The sequence below is a fragment of the Streptococcus koreensis genome, from assembly GCF_003627135.1.
In the GTDB taxonomy this organism is placed as follows: domain Bacteria; phylum Bacillota; class Bacilli; order Lactobacillales; family Streptococcaceae; genus Streptococcus; species Streptococcus ilei.
The window spans coordinates 1,245,773-1,262,786 of sequence record NZ_CP032620.1; the positions used below are offsets into that span (position 1 = coordinate 1,245,773).

A 17,014-nucleotide genomic window follows, 5' to 3' on the forward strand; every position below is an offset into this window, starting at 1 on the left:
TGACAGTGACTTGATTTCGGGATATACTGTTCTAAAATAATAGGAGGTATGCCCTTGAATCCAACTTTTTATAAATTACGTCGAGGCAGAATCGTTTTCGGAGTATTTGCTGGACTAGCGGATCGATTTGGGCTCGATGCAAACCTATTGCGTTTTCTCTTTGTGCTCTTTAGTATCTTTCATGCTTATGGGCTTGTAGGCTTGGCTATTTATTGCCTATGTGCCTTCTCCTTGCCGTATAAAGAAGATCTTGAAAGAGAAAAGTATGGCCTCGGACCTCGCAAACGGAAGGATGCACAAGTAATCAAAGACGATGATCCATTCTTTTAAAGAATTTTCATGAATCGAATAAGAATGTGAGGCTGGGACAAAAGTCCTAGCCTCTCAATTGTCTTTGGATTATCGAGCAAGACGCAGTGGTTGAGTGAGCTCTACTACGCTGATTTCATCAGCTTTTACAGCCCTACTCAACTGTGCGGAGGTGGGACGACGAAATCGAATTCCAACGAATTACCGATTTCTGTCCCACTCTCATCTTTTTTTTCAAATGAAGAAACGATAGAAATATGGGATAACAAGGATAAAGAGAAACATCAAAGAGTACTGGAATGAGTGTGAGAATAATAGCATCAGTTTTGATACTAAAAAAAGATGCTTGAGCAAGTCTTACCTGGGATAATTTGCTATAATAGTAAGAGAAAACAAAAAGGGAGAAGCCTATGGCAATAACAGTCCGAGATTTAATTGATAAGCTTCGTTTGAAGGTTGTGTACGGCAATGAAAGCCTATTTGAAAAAGAAATCACAACGGCAGATATTTCACGTCCTGGACTTGAAATGACAGGATATTTTGATTACTATACTCCAGAACGAATTCAATTGGTTGGGATGAAAGAGTGGTCTTACCTCATCAAGATGACCTCCCACAATCGTCACCAAGTTTTGAGAAAGATGTTCCAGCCGGAAACACCGGTACTCATCATCGCGCGGGATCTAGAGGTTCCTGAAGAAATGCTCCGTGCTGCAGAGGAAAAGCAAATCGCGATTTTAAGCAGTCGCGTTCCAACTAGTCGCCTATCTGGTGAACTATCAAGCTACCTAGATTCTCTCCTTGCGGAAAGAACTAGTGTCCATGGTGTCTTGATGGATATCTATGGCATGGGGGTTCTGATCCAAGGAGATAGTGGAATCGGGAAGAGTGAGACTGGTTTAGAGCTCGTCAAACGAGGGCATCGTTTGGTAGCAGATGACCGGGTAGATGTCTTCGCCCGTGATGAGATGACCTTGTGGGGTGAGCCTGCTGAAATTCTACGTCATATGCTAGAGATTCGGGGAGTAGGGATCATTGATGTTATGAGTCTCTATGGTGCCAGTGCTGTGAAAGATTCTTCACAGGTTCAAATCGCGGTCTATTTAGAAAACTACACCAAGGAACAAACCTACGATCGTCTTGGCAATAATGCAGAAGAAATTGAGTTCTGTGGAGTGACTATTCCAAGAATTCGCATCCCTGTTAAGACAGGTCGCAATATTTCCGTTGTCATTGAGGCAGCAGCAATGAACTACCGCGCCAAAGAAATGGGATATGATGCTACTAAAACCTTTGAAGATCGATTGACCCAGTTGATTGATCAGAATGAGGTGAAAGTATGAATCCAGTAGCCATTCAACTTGGTCCCTTTAGCATTCGCTGGTATGCGATTTGTATCGTCCTCGGTCTCCTTTTGGCGGTTATCCTGTCTATGAAAGAAGCCCCTCGTAAAGGGATAGAGTCAGACGATATTATTGATTTCATTCTGATTGCTTTTCCAGTAGCGATCATAGGGGCCCGTCTTTACTATGTTATTTTTCAATGGTCTTATTACAGGGAACACCCAGGAGAGATTTTTGCCGTATGGAACGGTGGGATTGCTATCTATGGTGGACTCCTGGCAGGGGCTCTAGTCCTCTACCTATTTTCACGCAGTCGTTTGATTGACCCAGTTGATTTTTTAGATATCGCTGCACCGAGTGTCATGATTGCTCAAAGTATTGGCCGTTGGGGCAATTTTGTTAACCAAGAAGCCTACGGAGCCATTGTTAAGAATTTAGATTATTTACCTTCTTTCATTCGGAATCAGATGTTTATTGATGGACATTACCGTCAACCGACCTTCTTATATGAATCTTGTTGGAACTTGCTTGGTTTTGTGCTGATTCTTTACTTGCGTCGTCGTCCGAAACTGTTGAGAAAGGGCGAAATTACTGCTTTCTATCTAATCTGGTATGGCTTTGGTCGAATGATTATTGAAGGAATGCGGACAGATAGCTTGATGTTTTTGGGAATTCGAGTTTCACAATGGCTTTCCCTGGTCCTCATCCTGCTTGGAATCAGCATCATGATCTATCAACGAAAAAAGAATGCACCATTTTATAGAACGGAAATAGATTAAGGAGAAAAGAAATGTTTATTGAAATTGCCTATGGGCTTTTAGGGTTAGCTTTAGTAGTTTTGGTCATCTACTTGATTATCTTGTTTTCAAAGATTGGAAAAGTTGTAGATGAGACTCAAGTAACGATTAAGACCTTGACATCAGATGTAAATGTAACCTTACACCAAACCAATGAGTTGTTAGCAAAAGTGAATGTTTTGACAGAAGATTTGAATCAAAAAGTTGCAACCATTGATCCACTCTTCACAGCAGTGGCAGATTTATCTGTATCTGTGTCGGATCTGAATGATCAAGCACGTCAGATTAGCAAAAAAGCTGTCGTTGTTGGTGGAAAGACTGTTAAAACATCCGTCGGATTAAAAGCAGCTCGCATGGCTATGAAATTATTTAAATAAGAAAAGAGGTACCTTATGGGACGTTTATCATCATTATTAATTGGAACGATCACTGGCGCATCCGCAGCCTACTTCCTGACAACCAAAAAAGGGAAAGAGTTGACTGGTAAAGTCAAAGGTTTTGTAAAAGAATACCAAGAGAATCCACAAGAAGTTCATGATTCTGTGAAACAATCTGCAATGGAACTATCCAAGCAAGCATCAGACGCTATTCAGCAAACCAAGGAAAAAGTTGAAAGTGGCGAGATCAACAAAGACACTGTTATCGAGACAGTGAAAGATAAGACGCAGGATGTGGTAGAATTTTCACAAGATGCTATCCAAACGATTAAGGAAAAAATCCAGCAAAAGACCGGCAATCAAGCAAGTCCTTTCCAGCCTAAACAGGAAAAAGAAAGTGAAGAGATTGTCCTTGAATTGGAAGAAGAAACAGCTCTTCCAGAAGTGGAAGAAGAGATCAAAGAAACAGCTGTAGAAGAAGAATAAAATAATCCCTCACCATTGGTGAGGGATTTCTCTTATACAATGACAAACGTGGATGGGAAATGCCAAAAAGCCTCCCGAAGGAGGCTAAAAAATTCATCTTAGTCCTTTTTCCGTTTTAACTGGAAAATGCGGAAAGCTTGGATACTTCCCAAACTACAAGCAATTGCTGAGGCAAAAGCAAAAAAGGTATTCATCTTCATTGATAAAAAGACGAAACTAAATAAAACAGTTAAGACACAAAACACAGCAATATTAAGGAAAAATAGTAGCTCACTTAATTGCGGAGCTGGTTCAGTATCAAGGTTAAAATCATAATTAGTTGTTGTATTCTCTTGTTGAAGAGGGACTTCGACATAGTCGTATTCTTCAACAACTCTAAGTTTTCTTGCGGGCATATTTCTCTCTCCTAACAGTACTCTATTATTTTAACACGTTTTCAAGCATAGAAATGTTACAAAACTGTTACAATTTTTACAAAATTAAGAAATTTAGAGAGCAAAATGACTTTTTTGGTATAATAGTTTTCATGAAAAAGATAATTATTACAGCTACAGCTGAAAGTATTGAACAGGTTCAAGCCCTTCTAGAAGTAGGTGTGGACCGTATTTATGTCGGAGAAAAGGAATTTGGATTACGACTTCCTCACACTTTCTCGTATGACGAATTAAGTCGAATTTCTGATCTAGTCCATGCGGCAGGTAAGGAAATGACAGTGGCTGTCAATGCCTTGATGCACCAAGACATGATGGATCGTATCAAACCATTTTTAGATTTCCTTGCTTCGATTAACGTCGATTATATCACGGTAGGAGATGCAGGCGTCTTTTATGTATTGAAGCGGGATGGCTACAGCTTTAAAACCATTTATGATGCTTCTACCATGGTGACAAGTAGCCGTCAGATCAATTTCTGGGGACAAAAGGCTGGTGCTTCAGAAGCAGTTCTTGCTCGAGAAATCCCATCTGCAGAGCTTTTCAAGATGCCAGAAATCTTAGAGATTCCTGCTGAAGTATTGGTTTATGGGGCCAGTGTGATTCATCATTCCAAACGCCCTCTTTTGCAGAATTACTACAATTTTACGCACATCGATGACGAAAAGACGAGAGAGCGCGATCTCTTTTTGGCAGAACCAGGAGATCCAGAAAGCCACTATTCTATCTTTGAGGACAAGCATGGAACTCATATTTTTGCCAATAATGACCTGGATTTGATGACCAAACTCTCTGAGTTAGTGGAGCATGGTTTCACCCACTGGAAGTTAGAGGGGATTTATACACCTGGTCAAAACTTTGTGGAAATTGCCAAGTGTTTTGTGAAAGCACGTGAGCTTCTAGAAGCTGGGACTTTCACATCTGATCAAGCCTTCTTATTGGATGAGCAGATTCACCAATTGCATCCTAAGAATCGTTTCCTTGACACTGGATTTTATGATTACGATCCAGACATGGTTAAATAAAGGAGAAAAGCCTGCCAGGAGTGCGGGCCTTCCTTTTTAGTGATGGTAAAGAATGAGAATTGTCAAAACAATTCCCAAACCATTGCCTTTCGACTGGATTTGCTATAAAATAGACAAGATTGATAATCTAACTAATATACTTGTAATATACTAGGAGATATGATGACAAAACAATTGAAACGTCCTGAGGTTCTATCACCTGCGGGAACACTTGAAAAACTAAAGGTTGCTGTGCGCTATGGTGCGGATGCTGTCTTCATCGGTGGTCAGGCCTATGGTCTTCGTAGCCGTGCAGGGAACTTCACTTTCGAGCAAATGGAAGAAGGAGTCCAATTTGCGGCCAAGTATGGAGCCAAGGTCTATGTTGCAGCCAATATGGTCATGCATGAAGGAAATGAAGTTGGAGCTGGTGAATGGTTTCGTCGCTTACGGGATATCGGAATCGCAGCGGTCATTGTTTCAGACCCTGCCTTGATTACCATCGCAGCGACAGAAGCACCTGGCTTGGAAATTCACCTCTCTACTCAAGCTAGTGCGACTAACTATGAAACTCTCGAGTTTTGGAAAGACTTGGGCTTGACACGGGTCGTTTTGGCTCGGGAAGTTTCGATGGCAGAACTAGCTGAAATTCGTAAGCGGACAGATGTTGAAATTGAAGCCTTTGTTCACGGAGCAATGTGTATTTCCTACTCTGGCCGTTGTACTTTGTCCAATCATATGAGTATGCGGGATGCCAACCGTGGAGGATGTTCCCAATCTTGTCGTTGGAAGTACGATCTCTACGATATGCCATTTGGCCAAGAACGCAAGAGTCTCAAAGGGGAAATCCCTGAAGAATTCTCGATGTCAGCTGTGGACATGTCGATGATTGACCATATCCCTGATATGATTGAAAATGGAGTGGACAGCCTTAAGATTGAAGGTCGGATGAAGTCCATTCACTATGTCTCTACCGTAACGAATTGCTACAAGGCGGCTGTTGATGCTTATTTGGAAAGTCCTGAGAAGTTTGAAGCGATTAAGCAAGACTTGATTGATGAGATGTGGAAGGTAGCCCAACGTGAGTTAGCTACCGGATTCTATTACGGAACACCATCTGAAAACGAGCAACTGTTTGGGGCTCGTCGGAAGATTCCAGAGTACAAGTTTGTCGGAGAAGTGGTAGCCTATGATGCGGACAAGCAAATTGCGACCATTCGACAACGGAATGTCATCAATGAAGGAGACCAAGTGGAATTTTATGGACCTGGGTTCCGTCATTTTGAAACGGTGATTGAAGATTTGCATGATGCCAAGGGCAATAAAATTGATCGGGCTCCAAATCCGATGGAGTTATTGACCATTCATATGCCAACACCAGTTGAACCAGGTGATATGATCCGTGCTCTTAAAGAAGGCTTGATCAACCTCTATAAAGAAGATGGAACCAGCCAAACGGTTCGTGCCTAAAACGTAAAAAAAAACACCGCATGCTTCCCAAGCTTGGAAGTTTACGGTGTTTTTTGTTGTGCGATTCGAATCGTATGTGGAACGAGACTAATCTTTTGAATGTCAGAAATTCGAATGATGGTTGACATACTCTTTTTAAAATTCTTGACAATGAGTTGTTTTCGTTCCTGATCATATTTCACGATATCGCCTGTAAAGCTTTTATTTTGGAAAATGACATGGACTCCTTGTTTTTTTCGAAGGGCCAGTTCAATAATCTGAATAATTTTATCATCCTCTAGTGGGGCTGGTTGGGAGGTTTTATCGTTAAAAAATTCATTCGCTCGGTCCTTGAGAAGCTCAAGAAATCTTTTCATAGCATAATTCTCCATAAGTTGATACAATATATTATAGAAAATTTCATTCATTTTGTAAAATTTTTTACGAATTATTAAGGTGAAAGACATTGAAAGGAGTATTCATGGCAGATTTTAGTTTTGAAATTGAAGAACAACTCTTGGTGTTATCTGAAAATGAAAAGGGATGGACCAAGGAGTTAAACCGGGTGAGCTTTAATGGAGCACCTGCTAAATATGATATCCGCACTTGGAGTCCAGACCATACGAAGATGGGCAAGGGGATTACGCTCACTAATGAAGAATTCCAAGTTCTGTTAGATGCATTTAAACAGTAATGGACAGAGTAAGAAAGAGAGTGGGACAGAAATCGGTCATTCGTTAGAATTCGATTTCGTCGTTCCACCTCCGCACAGTTGAGTGTGGCTGTGAAAGCTGATGAAATCAGCCTAGTAGAGCCCACTCAACCACTGCGTCTTGCTCGACAATCCAAAGACAATTGAGAGGCTAGGACTTTTGTCCTAGCCTCTTTTTTGATGCTTTCTATAATTATAGCTTGAAACTATATCCTATTCAAGAAAACAAGATTAAGGCAAATCATTGTGGATGTTGACATTGACTGTTATAATAACCTTATTCGTTTATTTCATGTCGCACTTATAGGAAAGGAACCCTTATGTCAGATTTACTTAGTATTTACAAAGAATTGCAAGCTAAAAAGTGGGTAGACTTGAGTCACCAAATCAATGCAGAAAGTCCTCACTTTCCAGCTCTTCCCGCCTTGCAACAAGAAGACCTCTTCACACTAAAAGATGGCTTCCATGTTCAAAAATTTACGGTGGTTGGTCAATACGGAACGCATATCGATGCTCCGATTCACTTTGTAGAAGGTGGCCGTTGGTTGGATGAGATTGACCTCAAAGATCTCCTCTTGCCACTTTATGTCATCGACAAATCGAAAGAAGTTTCAGCCAATCCAAACTTTATCTTGAGCAAACAAGATATTTTGGATTTCGAAGCAGAACATGGACAAATTGCAGAAGGAGCTTTTGTCGCCTTCCGTAGTGATTGGTCAAAACGTTGGCCAGATCAAGATGCTATGCGCAACCTAGATGAAAATGGGGTTCAACAAAGTCCAGGATGGAGCCGTGAAGCTTTGGAATTCTTGATCCATGAACGCCATGTTAAGGCGGTGGGGCATGAGACCTTCGATACAGATGCTGGTATTCCAGCAGCAGAACATGGCTTGGTCAATGAATACTACCTTTTGGAACAAAATATCTATCAAGTAGAAGTCTTGAACCAATTGGATCAAGTACCAGCAGTCGGTGCCTTGATTTCAATTGCCTTCCCTCATTGGGACAAGGCAACTGGTTCACCTGTTCGTGCTATTGCTATCTTACCATAAGAAGACACAGAGGCTGGGACAAAAATCCTAGCCTCTCAATTGTCTTTGGATTGTCGAGCAAGACGCAGTGGTTGAGTGGGCTCTACTAGGCTGATTTCATCAGTTTTTACAGCCCCACTCAACTGTGCGGAGGTGGGACGACGAAATCGAATTCTAACGAATGACCGATTTCTGTCCCACTCTCTTTTTTATATGATTTATTAAAAGCATGACTAGTGAAGCTAGCTTTCATTCTTTCGAAAGCTCTTATCTTACAAAAATGTAAGGTAATCAAGTTAAAATGAAAGATTAGACTATGGTAGCTCCAGTGATGATCAGTTAAAATTTAAACATCAGAAAAGGCTTGTTAAACAAACCTTTTCTGATATTAGCGCATGGTAACGAATTCTTCGGAACCGGTTGGATGGATGGCGACAGTGGCATCGAAATCGGCTTTTGTCGCTCCCATTTTGATGGCAACGGCAAATCCTTGAATCATTTCGTCTACACCATATCCAAGACCATGAAGGCCGACGACGGTTTCTTTTGGTCCTGCAGTGATGAGTTTAAATTTAGCCAGCTGACGATGTTGGGTCACAGCTGAATACATAGAGGCGAAACTAGAAGTGTAGACCTTGATAGCTTCTTTTCCATATTGTTTTTCGGCTTCTTCTTGAGTGAGACCGACTGTACCAATAGCGGGATGAGAGAAGACAACGGTAGGAATGGTTGAATAGTCCATTTTAGCATCGGTTTTTCCATTAAAGAGACGTTCGGATAGGGTACGCCCTGCCTTGATAGCGACAGGGGTTAATTCTTTTTCTCCTGTGACGTCCCCAAGAGCATAGATGCCAGGGACAACGGTATTTTGGTATTCATCTACTGCAATGAATCCTTTTTCATTTAAGGTGACACCTGCAGCTTCTAGATGGAGGTCCTGAACGTTTGGTTTTCGGCCGGTCGCCCAGATAATATGATCAGCAACAAAAGATGTTTGGTCTTCGAAATAGACACGGATTTGACCATTTTCTTCCTTTGTGAGTTGAACAGGAACCTTGTGAGGATGGAGGGACAATCCTTGTTTGTCCATCTCCTCCATTAAGCCATCGACAATGTAAGAATCAAACTTTCTTAAGGGACGATCACCGCGAACGAAGAGATCTGTCTGAACACCAAGGGCATGGAGGACACCGGCTAGTTCTACCGCAATGTAACCAGCTCCAATAATGGCAACTGATTTTGGTAGTTCTTCCCAAGCAAAGACATCGTCAGAGGTTTCTCCTAGGTCTGCTCCAGGTAGATCTGGGACGTAAGCATGGGCACCTGTAGCGATAACAATGTGTTTAGCCTTGATGGTTTCCCCGTTGACTTCAACCGTATGGGCGTCGATAAAGCGAGCGCGACCTTGGATATATTCCACACCATTTCGTTTAAAACTGCCGTCATAAGACGAACGAGCCCGATCAATATAGGCTTCGCGATTTTTTCTTAATGTCGCAAAATCAAAATTGGTCTGTTCAGAAGTAAACCCATAATCTGGACCGTAATCACGAATGGCTTCAGCAATTTGGGCGCCATACCACATAATTTTTTTAGGGACACATCCTTTGTTGACACAGGTTCCACCTAGTTGCTTTTCTTCAATAACAGCAGCGCGGGCTCCATGTTCTCCAGCACGGTTCATAGTAGCAATCCCTCCGCTACCTCCACCAATGGAGATAATATCAAATTCTTTCATGGTTAATACTCCTTTGTTGATTTACACCTTCATTGTAACAACATAGGTTACAAAAATCAAGAAATTGCCATCGTTGAATAGGAGGAGAAAACAAGATAGCAAAAAAAACTTGCAAAACAGATGATTTTGAATTGAAAAATGAGGAAATATGATATACTAAACTTATAATTTGAAACGCTTTCGAATACTGGAGGAAAGAAATGAAAAAATTTAAAAAATGGCAAATCGTTACAGCTACAGGCGCTGCACTAGCAGTCCTAGGAATTGGGAGCTGGCTTGCTTTTGGAAAATCTAGCAATAGTCCTGAGGAGTTGGTGGATATGACTCCGATGGTTCAAACAGTCAAAGAAGGTTCCATTGCTTCATCAGTATTGTTGACGGGGAAAGTCACTGCCAATCAGGAGCAATATATCTACTTTGACGGAACGAAAGGAGATTTGCAATCCATCTTAGTGAATGTTGGGGATCAAGTGACTGCTGGACAAGCCATTGTTCAATATAGCAGTACAGAAGCGCAATCTGCCTATGATGCCGCTGTTCGTGCAGTTAATAAAGCGGATCGTCAATTAAACGATCTCTTGACCAATGGGGTGACGATTGATACAACAGGGGATGAGGAAGCAGATAGCAGCTCAGCCTCTCAAGCTCAACGATCTTTGGATACTCAAGTGGGTGATTTACGCGATGCCCGTGCAGATGCTGTAGCCAATATGGAAAAAGCCAAGGCCTTATTGGATGCTACAACCGTAAAAAGTAGTACAGATGGGACAGTTGTAGAAGTTAATAAGGATGTTTCAAAATCAACAACAGGAACCAACCAAACTCTTGTTCATATCGTCAGCAATGGAAACCTTCAAGTAAAAGGAGAGTTGTCTGAATATAATCTAGCCAACATTTCAGTTGGCCAGGAAGTGACCTTAACCTCCAAGGTCTATCCTGGGAAAAAATGGACTGGAAAGATTAGCTATGTAGCTAACTATCCGACGGATGCAGGTCAGGCAGGTGCAAGTGCTGCAGGTTCTGGACAAGGAACAGGAGGAGCCAAATATCCGTTTACTGTAGATATTACGAGTGAGATCGGCGATTTGAAACAAGGTTTCTCTGTCAATATTGAAGTAAAAAGTTCAACCATCCATCCTTTAGTTCCTGTGACAAGTGTCCTATCGGATGGCGAGCAAAGCTATGTTTGGACCATTGAAGCTGGTAAGGCTAAAAAAGTTATGGTTACCTTAGGAAATGCAGATGCAGAAAATCAGGAAGTCTTATCTGGCTTGAAGAAAGATGCGCAAGTGATCATCAACCCTTCTGGAGATTTGGAAGATGGGAAAGAGGTCGGAAAATATGACAAAATTGATTGAGCTGAAAAATATCAATAAAAGTTATAAAAATGGAGATCAAACCTTACAGGTATTAAAGGATATCCATTTAGAAGTAGAAGAGGGAGAATTTCTAGCCATTATGGGACCTTCTGGTTCTGGGAAATCTACTCTAATGAATATTATTGGCCTTCTCGATCGTCCGACTAGTGGTGAGTACAGATTAGAAGGGGAAGAGGTTGGGAACCTCAGTGAGAAGAAGTTGGCTCAGGTTCGCAATGAGCAAATTGGCTTTGTCTTTCAACAATTTTTTCTCCTATCAAAACTTAATGCCTTTCAAAATGTCGAGCTCCCCTTAATTTATGCAGGAGTGAATCCTTCCAAACGAAAGGAATTAGCCGAACAGTTTTTAAAGAAAGTTGAGCTAGATACGCGGATGCACCACCTTCCTTCTGAATTGTCCGGAGGGCAAAAACAACGGGTGGCCATTGCCCGGGCTTTGGTGAATCATCCTTCTATTATCTTAGCGGATGAACCAACAGGAGCTCTTGATTCCAAAACCGGCGAACAAATTATGGAGCTTTTGACAGCACTCAATCAAGAAGGGAAAACCATCATCATGGTAACCCACGAAACGGAGATTGCTGCCTATGCCAAACGTCAGATTGTCATTCGAGATGGAGTGATATCATCGGATAGTCGCAATGAAAGGAGGGCCTGATGCAGAACTGGAAATTCGCCATTAGTTCCATTATGGGACATAAAATGAGATCTTTCTTAACCATGGTAGGGATTATTATCGGGGTTGCCTCAGTCGTTGTCATCATGGCTCTCGGAGATGGGATGAAAGCTGGAGTGACCAAGACCTTTACTAAGGATCAACAGTATGTTCAGATTTCTTATTCCGCCCGAAAGAGTGGCTACATGACTGGTTTTAATCTTGGCCCAGAACCTGTCTCAGAAGAAGGCGGCGCTGAAGGTGGTGGGGAAGGTGGCGTCGCAAGTGAAGAAGACCAAGGAATGTCACCACCAGCTGGCTATGGAGAGGAAACTAGCGAAGATGTTGATAATCCAATCCTTGAAACCCCTCCTGTTGTCCAAGAAGAATGGGTCAAAGAACTGACCAAGATTCCTGGGGTTGATGGCTACTATGTTGGTAATACAGCCAATGCTACTATCTCCTTTCAGAAGAAAAAATCTGAAGGGGTGAATATTATGGGAGTCAATGATACCTATTTCTCTGTTAGAAAATTTGAATTGGTTTCAGGAAGAAAACTAAATGCCTCAGATTACCAGAGTTTTTCTCGGGTCATCATGCTGGATGAAGGCTTAGCTTCGACCTTGTTTGGAACGGAAAGTGCTCTCAACCAAGTGGTTGCTGTCGGAGACAATAACTATCGGGTGGTAGGAATCTTCAAGGATCCAAATGCTGGATCTGCATTATATGGGGCTTCTTCTGGAGGAAGTGCCTTGATGGCTAATACCCAAGTAGCTTCAGAATTTGGAACAGAAGAAATTTCCACTATTGTGGTACATATTCCTGATGTCAAACAGATTAAATCAACTGGAATCGAAGCAGCGAAAAAATTAACCGAGCTATCAGGAGTTCGCCAAGGGGAGTTCCAAATTTTTAATATGGATAGTCTCTTAGAGCAGACCAATCAAATGCTCAGTATTATGACAACAGTCATTGGTGCGATTGCAGGAATTTCCCTTCTCGTTGGTGGGATTGGGGTCATGAATATCATGTTGGTTTCTGTGACTGAGCGGACACGTGAAATCGGTCTAAGAAAAGCACTTGGAGCTACTCGTAGCAAAATCTTGATTCAATTCCTCATCGAATCAATGGTCTTGACCATGATGGGAGGAATTCTCGGTTTGGGATTGGCCTATGGTGTCAATGCTCTCATCGCCACAGCTGCTGCAGGTGCTCTAGAAGGGCCTCCAGTCGTCTCCATGTCAGTGGCTATTGGAAGTATCATCTTCTCAGCTTGTGTCGGAATTATCTTTGGTATCCTACCAGCTAGCAAGGCATCAAAACTAGACCCAATTGAAGCCCTACGCTATGAATAAGGTAGAATGACTTGAATGATGGATTGGGACAATCGTCGTGTTCCCTTCTGAAATCTAGGAATGTGATAGGAAAGGTAGCAAACTCCCTTTCCTTCCATTCCTTTTTTCATTTTTCCTGCTCAAGAATAGTGTATTTCCCTGGTAAATATGATAAAATAGGGGAGAATAACTTAGGAGGTTCCAAATGACTACTGAACATATGGAAGAATTAAATGACCAGCAGATTGTCCGTCGCGAAAAGATGGCGGCCCTTCGTGAACAAGGAATCGACCCATTTGGAAAGCGATTCGAACGTACTGCAGATTCTGGTCAATTAAAAGAAAAATATTCAGAATTAGATAAAGAACAACTTCATGACTTGAACGAGACAGCTATTATTGCAGGCCGTCTCGTGACCAAACGTGGAAAAGGGAAGGTTGGTTTTGCCCACCTTCAAGACCGTGAAGGTCAAATCCAAATTTACGTTCGTAAAGACGCGGTTGGCGAAGAAAATTATGAAATTTTCAAAAAGGCTGACCTTGGAGATTTCCTTGGTGTAGAAGGAGAAGTGATGCGGACAGACATGGGTGAGCTTTCAATCAAAGCTACTCACATCACTCATTTATCTAAAGCACTTCGTCCCTTGCCTGAAAAATTCCATGGGCTTTCAGATGTGGAAACCATCTACCGCAAACGCTACTTGGACTTGATTTCTAACCGTGAAAGCTTTAACCGCTTTGTAACTCGTTCAAAAATCATTTCAGAAATCCGTCGTTACTTGGATGGTCAAGGCTTCCTTGAGGTAGAAACACCTGTCCTTCACAACGAAGCTGGTGGAGCATCTGCGCGTCCATTTATCACTCACCACAATGCCCAAAACATTGATATGGTCCTTCGGATTGCGACTGAGCTTCACTTGAAGCGCTTGATCGTTGGTGGAATGGAACGCGTCTATGAAATCGGACGTATCTTCCGTAATGAAGGAATGGATGCTACCCACAACCCTGAATTTACCTCCATCGAAGTCTACCAAGCCTATGCTGACTACCAAGATATTATGGACTTGACAGAAGGCATTATCCAACACGCTGCTAAAGCCATTCATGGGGATGGTCCAGTTAACTACCAAGGAACTGAAATCAAGATCAATGAACCCTTTAAACGGGTTCACATGGTGGATGCCATCAAGGAAATTGCTGGCGTTGATTTCTGGAAGGAAATGAGCTTTGAAGAAGCAGTAGCCCTTGCCAAAGAAAAACATGTGCCAGTTGAAAAACACTACACTGAAGTAGGTCACATCATCAATGCCTTCTTCGAAGAATATGTGGAAGAAACCTTGACACAACCAACCTTTGTCTATGGACACCCTGTAGCTGTATCTCCATTGGCCAAGAAGAATGATGAAGATCCTCGTTTCACGGATCGTTTTGAGCTCTTCATCATGACCAAGGAATATGCCAATGCCTTTACAGAATTGAACGACCCAATCGACCAATTGGAACGCTTCAAAGCGCAGGCACGCGCCAAAGAATTGGGAGACGATGAAGCGACTGGTATTGACTACGACTATATTGAAGCTCTTGAATATGGTATGCCACCAACAGGAGGACTCGGAATCGGTATCGACCGTCTCTGCATGCTCCTTACTGACACAACTACTATTCGGGATGTTCTTCTCTTCCCAACTATGAAATAAGATAAAAGAAAACACTGATCGCAAGATCAGTGTTTTTTAGTCTTCCAAATAAGAGGTGTCATTCCAAGTTTCTAAGTGATAGTGCTCAAAATCATCTGTTGTCAAAATGGTCACACTGGCATTATTGAGGCCACCGTTTTTACGGAGTTCCTCTGGTTTATAGCCAAGTAGGGTCCGAATGGAAGCTGTTAAATTCGCCCCATGTCCAACGATAAGAACGGTATCGAACTCTTTTCCTTTCAGGCTTTTCACAAAATCACAGGTACGCTTGGTTGTTTCAGAAACGGATTCTGCCTCAAATAGGTCGTGATGGAATTGTGATAGATCGTGTCGGAAAGCCTTCATTTCCTCAGGATAGAGAGCTTTCAACTCCACAATTTTTCCACCTTCTAGCCTACCAAGCTGCCATTCCCGTAGAGCAGGAGTCTCTTGGAGGGAGGTAGGATGCTGATTTTGCTTGAGGAGGATTTGAGCAGTATGGACGGCTCTAGGCAAATCGCTTGAATAAGCTGCATCAAAGTGTGTTTGAGATAGATGCCGACCCAAGGCTTCTAACTGCTGGATGGAAGATTCTAAAAGCGGGGAGTCGCCGTTTGCCCCTTGGATACGGCCCTCCTCGTTCCACTCAGTGCGTCCATGACGGACAAAATATAGTTTCATAGTAGTTTTATCCTTTACTCAACCAAATCCTCGAAGCTAGCCTTGACAAAATCAGCTAAATCTTGTGCCTTGATTTGAATACTGTGACCAACTTCACCTGCAGAGACAATCATCTGATCAAGTTGCAAGGCAGATTGGTCAATGAAAATGGGGTAGTTGTGTTTTTGTCGAATGCCAACAGGATTATTGGCCCCGTGAACATAGCCTGTTGTTTTTTCTAAATCTTTCTGTGGAATCATACTGACTTTTTTATTGCCAGATAGTTTGGCCAATTTTTTCTCTGACAAGTGGGCAGAGATGGGAACAATTCCGATAACAGGGCCAGTTTTATCGCCAGTTAGAGCCAATGTCTTATAAATTTGCTCAGTCCTAATCCCTTCTGGAATTATTCCTTCAAGGGCATTGATTTGTAATCCCATATGGGGGATTTTTGCTTTTTGCAAAATTTGTTCCACCAATGTTTTTTTTACTTTTTGTTTTTTCGCCATCTTACTGTTGTCTTTCTCTAAATTTTCTAATATTATATCATACTCTTTGAGTTGCAGTTTAAGAGAAAAAGAGGCGTCTGCCTCTTTTAATTCTTTTCTACTGTAAATAGTTTTCGGTAGATTTTTTCTTGATCTTGTGTAGGTGCAATCTGGTTTAAGTCCAAGTAGTGGGTGAAGCCATTCAATTGCCCCTGAGAGGTGTACTGGTGAAGATCATACTCATCATCAGTAGATGGAGCTGCATTGTAATAGCCATCATCATACCCATAAGTTGGAATCCAGAGGGCGGTAAATTTATCAGTGGAGATACTATGTTCTTCCATGAAATAGGTCCCAATATAGATTCCGATATTTTTGGCTCCCAATGATGCTAGCTTGGCACGGAAGGCTTCCACTCCAGCGTTCATATCACCCATGGTTTTTTCTTCTACATCCAGCCAATAATAGGTTGGTTTGTATTTTTTGGATGCCTGATAGAACTCTTCTGCTTCCTTTTCCATTTCTTTCTTGTCCTTGGCAGCTACGTAAGCATATACCGCAACTGGAATATCTCGTTTTTGAAACTCTTTAATATGAGTTTCGTATGATTTGTCTATTCCATTTAAATAAGTCGCAGCATTTTCTTTTTTAGCTTGAGCGCCACTATGAACGCGAACAATGACTCCAGAAACATTCTGTGCTAAGAGATCATAATCAATCTCGCTTGGTAATTGCCAACCAGAGATGTCAATAATTGGTCGATTCAAAAATTCTTGATCTAGTTCTTCTACTGAGTCAGAAGAAGAACTAGATGGGACTTTTGATTGATTGGTTTTCTTTGCCTCTTGTGTAGTCTTGCTTCTAGCAAGTTGATTCCTTTGAATATCTGCTACTGTTTTAGAAATGAGCAGAAAGGAAAAGATGCTTAGGAAAAAGACGAAGAGGACAATTGGTTTAATCCTTTTTCTCATACAGAATCATTTTACCGCAAAAGATGGAAAAAGGCAAAACAAAGAGTCTGAAAGCACAAAAACAAACGATTGTCGTAAAGATGCGGATTACTTTTTTGGACTAAGCTAGTAGGAGGAATAAAAAAGGGCTAGACTGATCTGATTAATCCTCTATGACAGGTGAAAACCGAATCTT

The 17,014-nt window shown here is 41.8% G+C and carries 19 protein-coding genes; 13 read left to right on the top strand and 6 right to left on the bottom strand.

Annotation, left to right across the window (positions count from 1 at the left end; all coding sequences use genetic code 11):
* Positions 1–54: 54 nt before the first annotated feature.
* From D7D50_RS06270 to D7D50_RS06295, 5 genes are all read left to right on the top strand, one after another.
* Positions 55–330 (top strand): PspC domain-containing protein, encoded by a 276-nt coding sequence (locus tag D7D50_RS06270; protein WP_048689503.1) that lies wholly within the window; start codon positions 55–57, stop codon positions 328–330.
* 389 nt (positions 331–719) lie between these two features.
* Complete coding sequence (gene hprK / locus D7D50_RS06280; RefSeq protein WP_023027089.1) at positions 720–1,652, top strand: HPr(Ser) kinase/phosphatase; 933 nt, start codon at positions 720–722, stop codon at positions 1,650–1,652.
* On the top strand, positions 1,649–2,431 hold the full coding sequence (gene lgt / locus D7D50_RS06285; protein ID WP_006595908.1) for a prolipoprotein diacylglyceryl transferase: 783 nt from the start codon (positions 1,649–1,651) through the stop codon (positions 2,429–2,431). The genes hprK and lgt overlap by 4 nt, the downstream gene beginning before the upstream one ends.
* An 11-nt stretch (positions 2,432–2,442) precedes the next feature.
* Complete coding sequence (locus D7D50_RS06290; RefSeq protein ID WP_006595909.1) at positions 2,443–2,826, top strand: DUF948 domain-containing protein; 384 nt, start codon at positions 2,443–2,445, stop codon at positions 2,824–2,826.
* Between the two features lie 15 nt (positions 2,827–2,841).
* The gene (locus D7D50_RS06295; RefSeq protein ID WP_006595910.1) at positions 2,842–3,312 is read left to right on the top strand and encodes a YtxH domain-containing protein; all 471 of its coding nucleotides are present in this window, start codon (positions 2,842–2,844) and stop codon (positions 3,310–3,312) included.
* 98 nt (positions 3,313–3,410) lie between these two features.
* Here the strand turns inward: D7D50_RS06295 and D7D50_RS06300 are convergent, their stop codons facing one another.
* The gene (locus tag D7D50_RS06300) at positions 3,411–3,707 is read right to left on the bottom strand and encodes a DUF3270 family protein (protein WP_006595911.1); all 297 of its coding nucleotides are present in this window, start codon (positions 3,705–3,707) and stop codon (positions 3,411–3,413) included.
* Between the two features lie 131 nt (positions 3,708–3,838).
* On the opposite strand from D7D50_RS06300, the gene D7D50_RS06305 reads away from it, so the two are divergent.
* The gene (locus D7D50_RS06305) at positions 3,839–4,768 is read left to right on the top strand and encodes a peptidase U32 family protein (protein WP_006597381.1); all 930 of its coding nucleotides are present in this window, start codon (positions 3,839–3,841) and stop codon (positions 4,766–4,768) included.
* Positions 4,769–4,930: 162 nt separating this feature from the next.
* The gene (locus D7D50_RS06310) at positions 4,931–6,217 is read left to right on the top strand and encodes a peptidase U32 family protein (RefSeq protein WP_023023881.1); all 1,287 of its coding nucleotides are present in this window, start codon (positions 4,931–4,933) and stop codon (positions 6,215–6,217) included.
* A 41-nt stretch (positions 6,218–6,258) separates the two neighbouring features.
* On the opposite strand, the gene D7D50_RS06315 is transcribed toward D7D50_RS06310, so the two are convergent.
* Complete coding sequence (locus tag D7D50_RS06315) at positions 6,259–6,588, bottom strand: hypothetical protein (protein ID WP_042361426.1); 330 nt, start codon at positions 6,586–6,588, stop codon at positions 6,259–6,261.
* An 89-nt stretch (positions 6,589–6,677) separates the two neighbouring features.
* On the opposite strand from D7D50_RS06315, the gene D7D50_RS06320 reads away from it, so the two are divergent.
* Positions 6,678–6,890, top strand: a complete 213-nt coding sequence (locus tag D7D50_RS06320; RefSeq protein ID WP_006597402.1) for a YdbC family protein — start codon at positions 6,678–6,680, stop codon at positions 6,888–6,890.
* Between the two features lie 338 nt (positions 6,891–7,228).
* Complete coding sequence (locus D7D50_RS06330; protein ID WP_023023876.1) at positions 7,229–7,960, top strand: cyclase family protein; 732 nt, start codon at positions 7,229–7,231, stop codon at positions 7,958–7,960.
* Between the two features lie 367 nt (positions 7,961–8,327).
* On the opposite strand, the gene gorA is transcribed toward D7D50_RS06330, so the two are convergent.
* Complete coding sequence (gorA, locus tag D7D50_RS06340; protein WP_023027085.1) at positions 8,328–9,677, bottom strand: glutathione-disulfide reductase; 1,350 nt, start codon at positions 9,675–9,677, stop codon at positions 8,328–8,330.
* A 200-nt stretch (positions 9,678–9,877) separates the two neighbouring features.
* Here gorA and D7D50_RS06345 point away from each other — a divergent pair, with 200 nt between their 5' ends.
* From D7D50_RS06345 to lysS, 4 genes are all read left to right on the top strand, one after another.
* The gene (locus D7D50_RS06345; RefSeq protein WP_120701756.1) at positions 9,878–11,035 is read left to right on the top strand and encodes an efflux RND transporter periplasmic adaptor subunit; all 1,158 of its coding nucleotides are present in this window, start codon (positions 9,878–9,880) and stop codon (positions 11,033–11,035) included.
* Positions 11,019–11,714, top strand: a complete 696-nt coding sequence (locus D7D50_RS06350) for an ABC transporter ATP-binding protein (protein WP_023023871.1) — start codon at positions 11,019–11,021, stop codon at positions 11,712–11,714. Before D7D50_RS06345 ends, D7D50_RS06350 begins: the two co-directional genes overlap by 17 nt.
* Positions 11,714–13,066, top strand: a complete 1,353-nt coding sequence (locus D7D50_RS06355) for an ABC transporter permease (RefSeq protein WP_023023869.1) — start codon at positions 11,714–11,716, stop codon at positions 13,064–13,066. Before D7D50_RS06350 ends, D7D50_RS06355 begins: the two co-directional genes overlap by 1 nt.
* Before the next feature lie 184 nt (positions 13,067–13,250).
* Complete coding sequence (gene lysS / locus D7D50_RS06360; protein WP_023027082.1) at positions 13,251–14,741, top strand: lysine--tRNA ligase; 1,491 nt, start codon at positions 13,251–13,253, stop codon at positions 14,739–14,741.
* Between the two features lie 36 nt (positions 14,742–14,777).
* Here lysS and D7D50_RS06365 read toward each other — a convergent pair whose 3' ends face one another.
* The 3 genes from D7D50_RS06365 to D7D50_RS06375 form a co-directional block, all read right to left on the bottom strand.
* The gene (locus D7D50_RS06365; protein WP_023023865.1) at positions 14,778–15,401 is read right to left on the bottom strand and encodes a histidine phosphatase family protein; all 624 of its coding nucleotides are present in this window, start codon (positions 15,399–15,401) and stop codon (positions 14,778–14,780) included.
* Between the two features lie 14 nt (positions 15,402–15,415).
* Positions 15,416–15,889, bottom strand: a complete 474-nt coding sequence (locus D7D50_RS06370) for an aminoacyl-tRNA deacylase (protein WP_120701757.1) — start codon at positions 15,887–15,889, stop codon at positions 15,416–15,418.
* An 86-nt stretch (positions 15,890–15,975) separates the two neighbouring features.
* Positions 15,976–16,839 (bottom strand): GH25 family lysozyme, encoded by an 864-nt coding sequence (locus D7D50_RS06375; RefSeq protein ID WP_023023860.1) that lies wholly within the window; start codon positions 16,837–16,839, stop codon positions 15,976–15,978.
* Between the last annotated feature and the right edge of the window lie 175 nt (positions 16,840–17,014).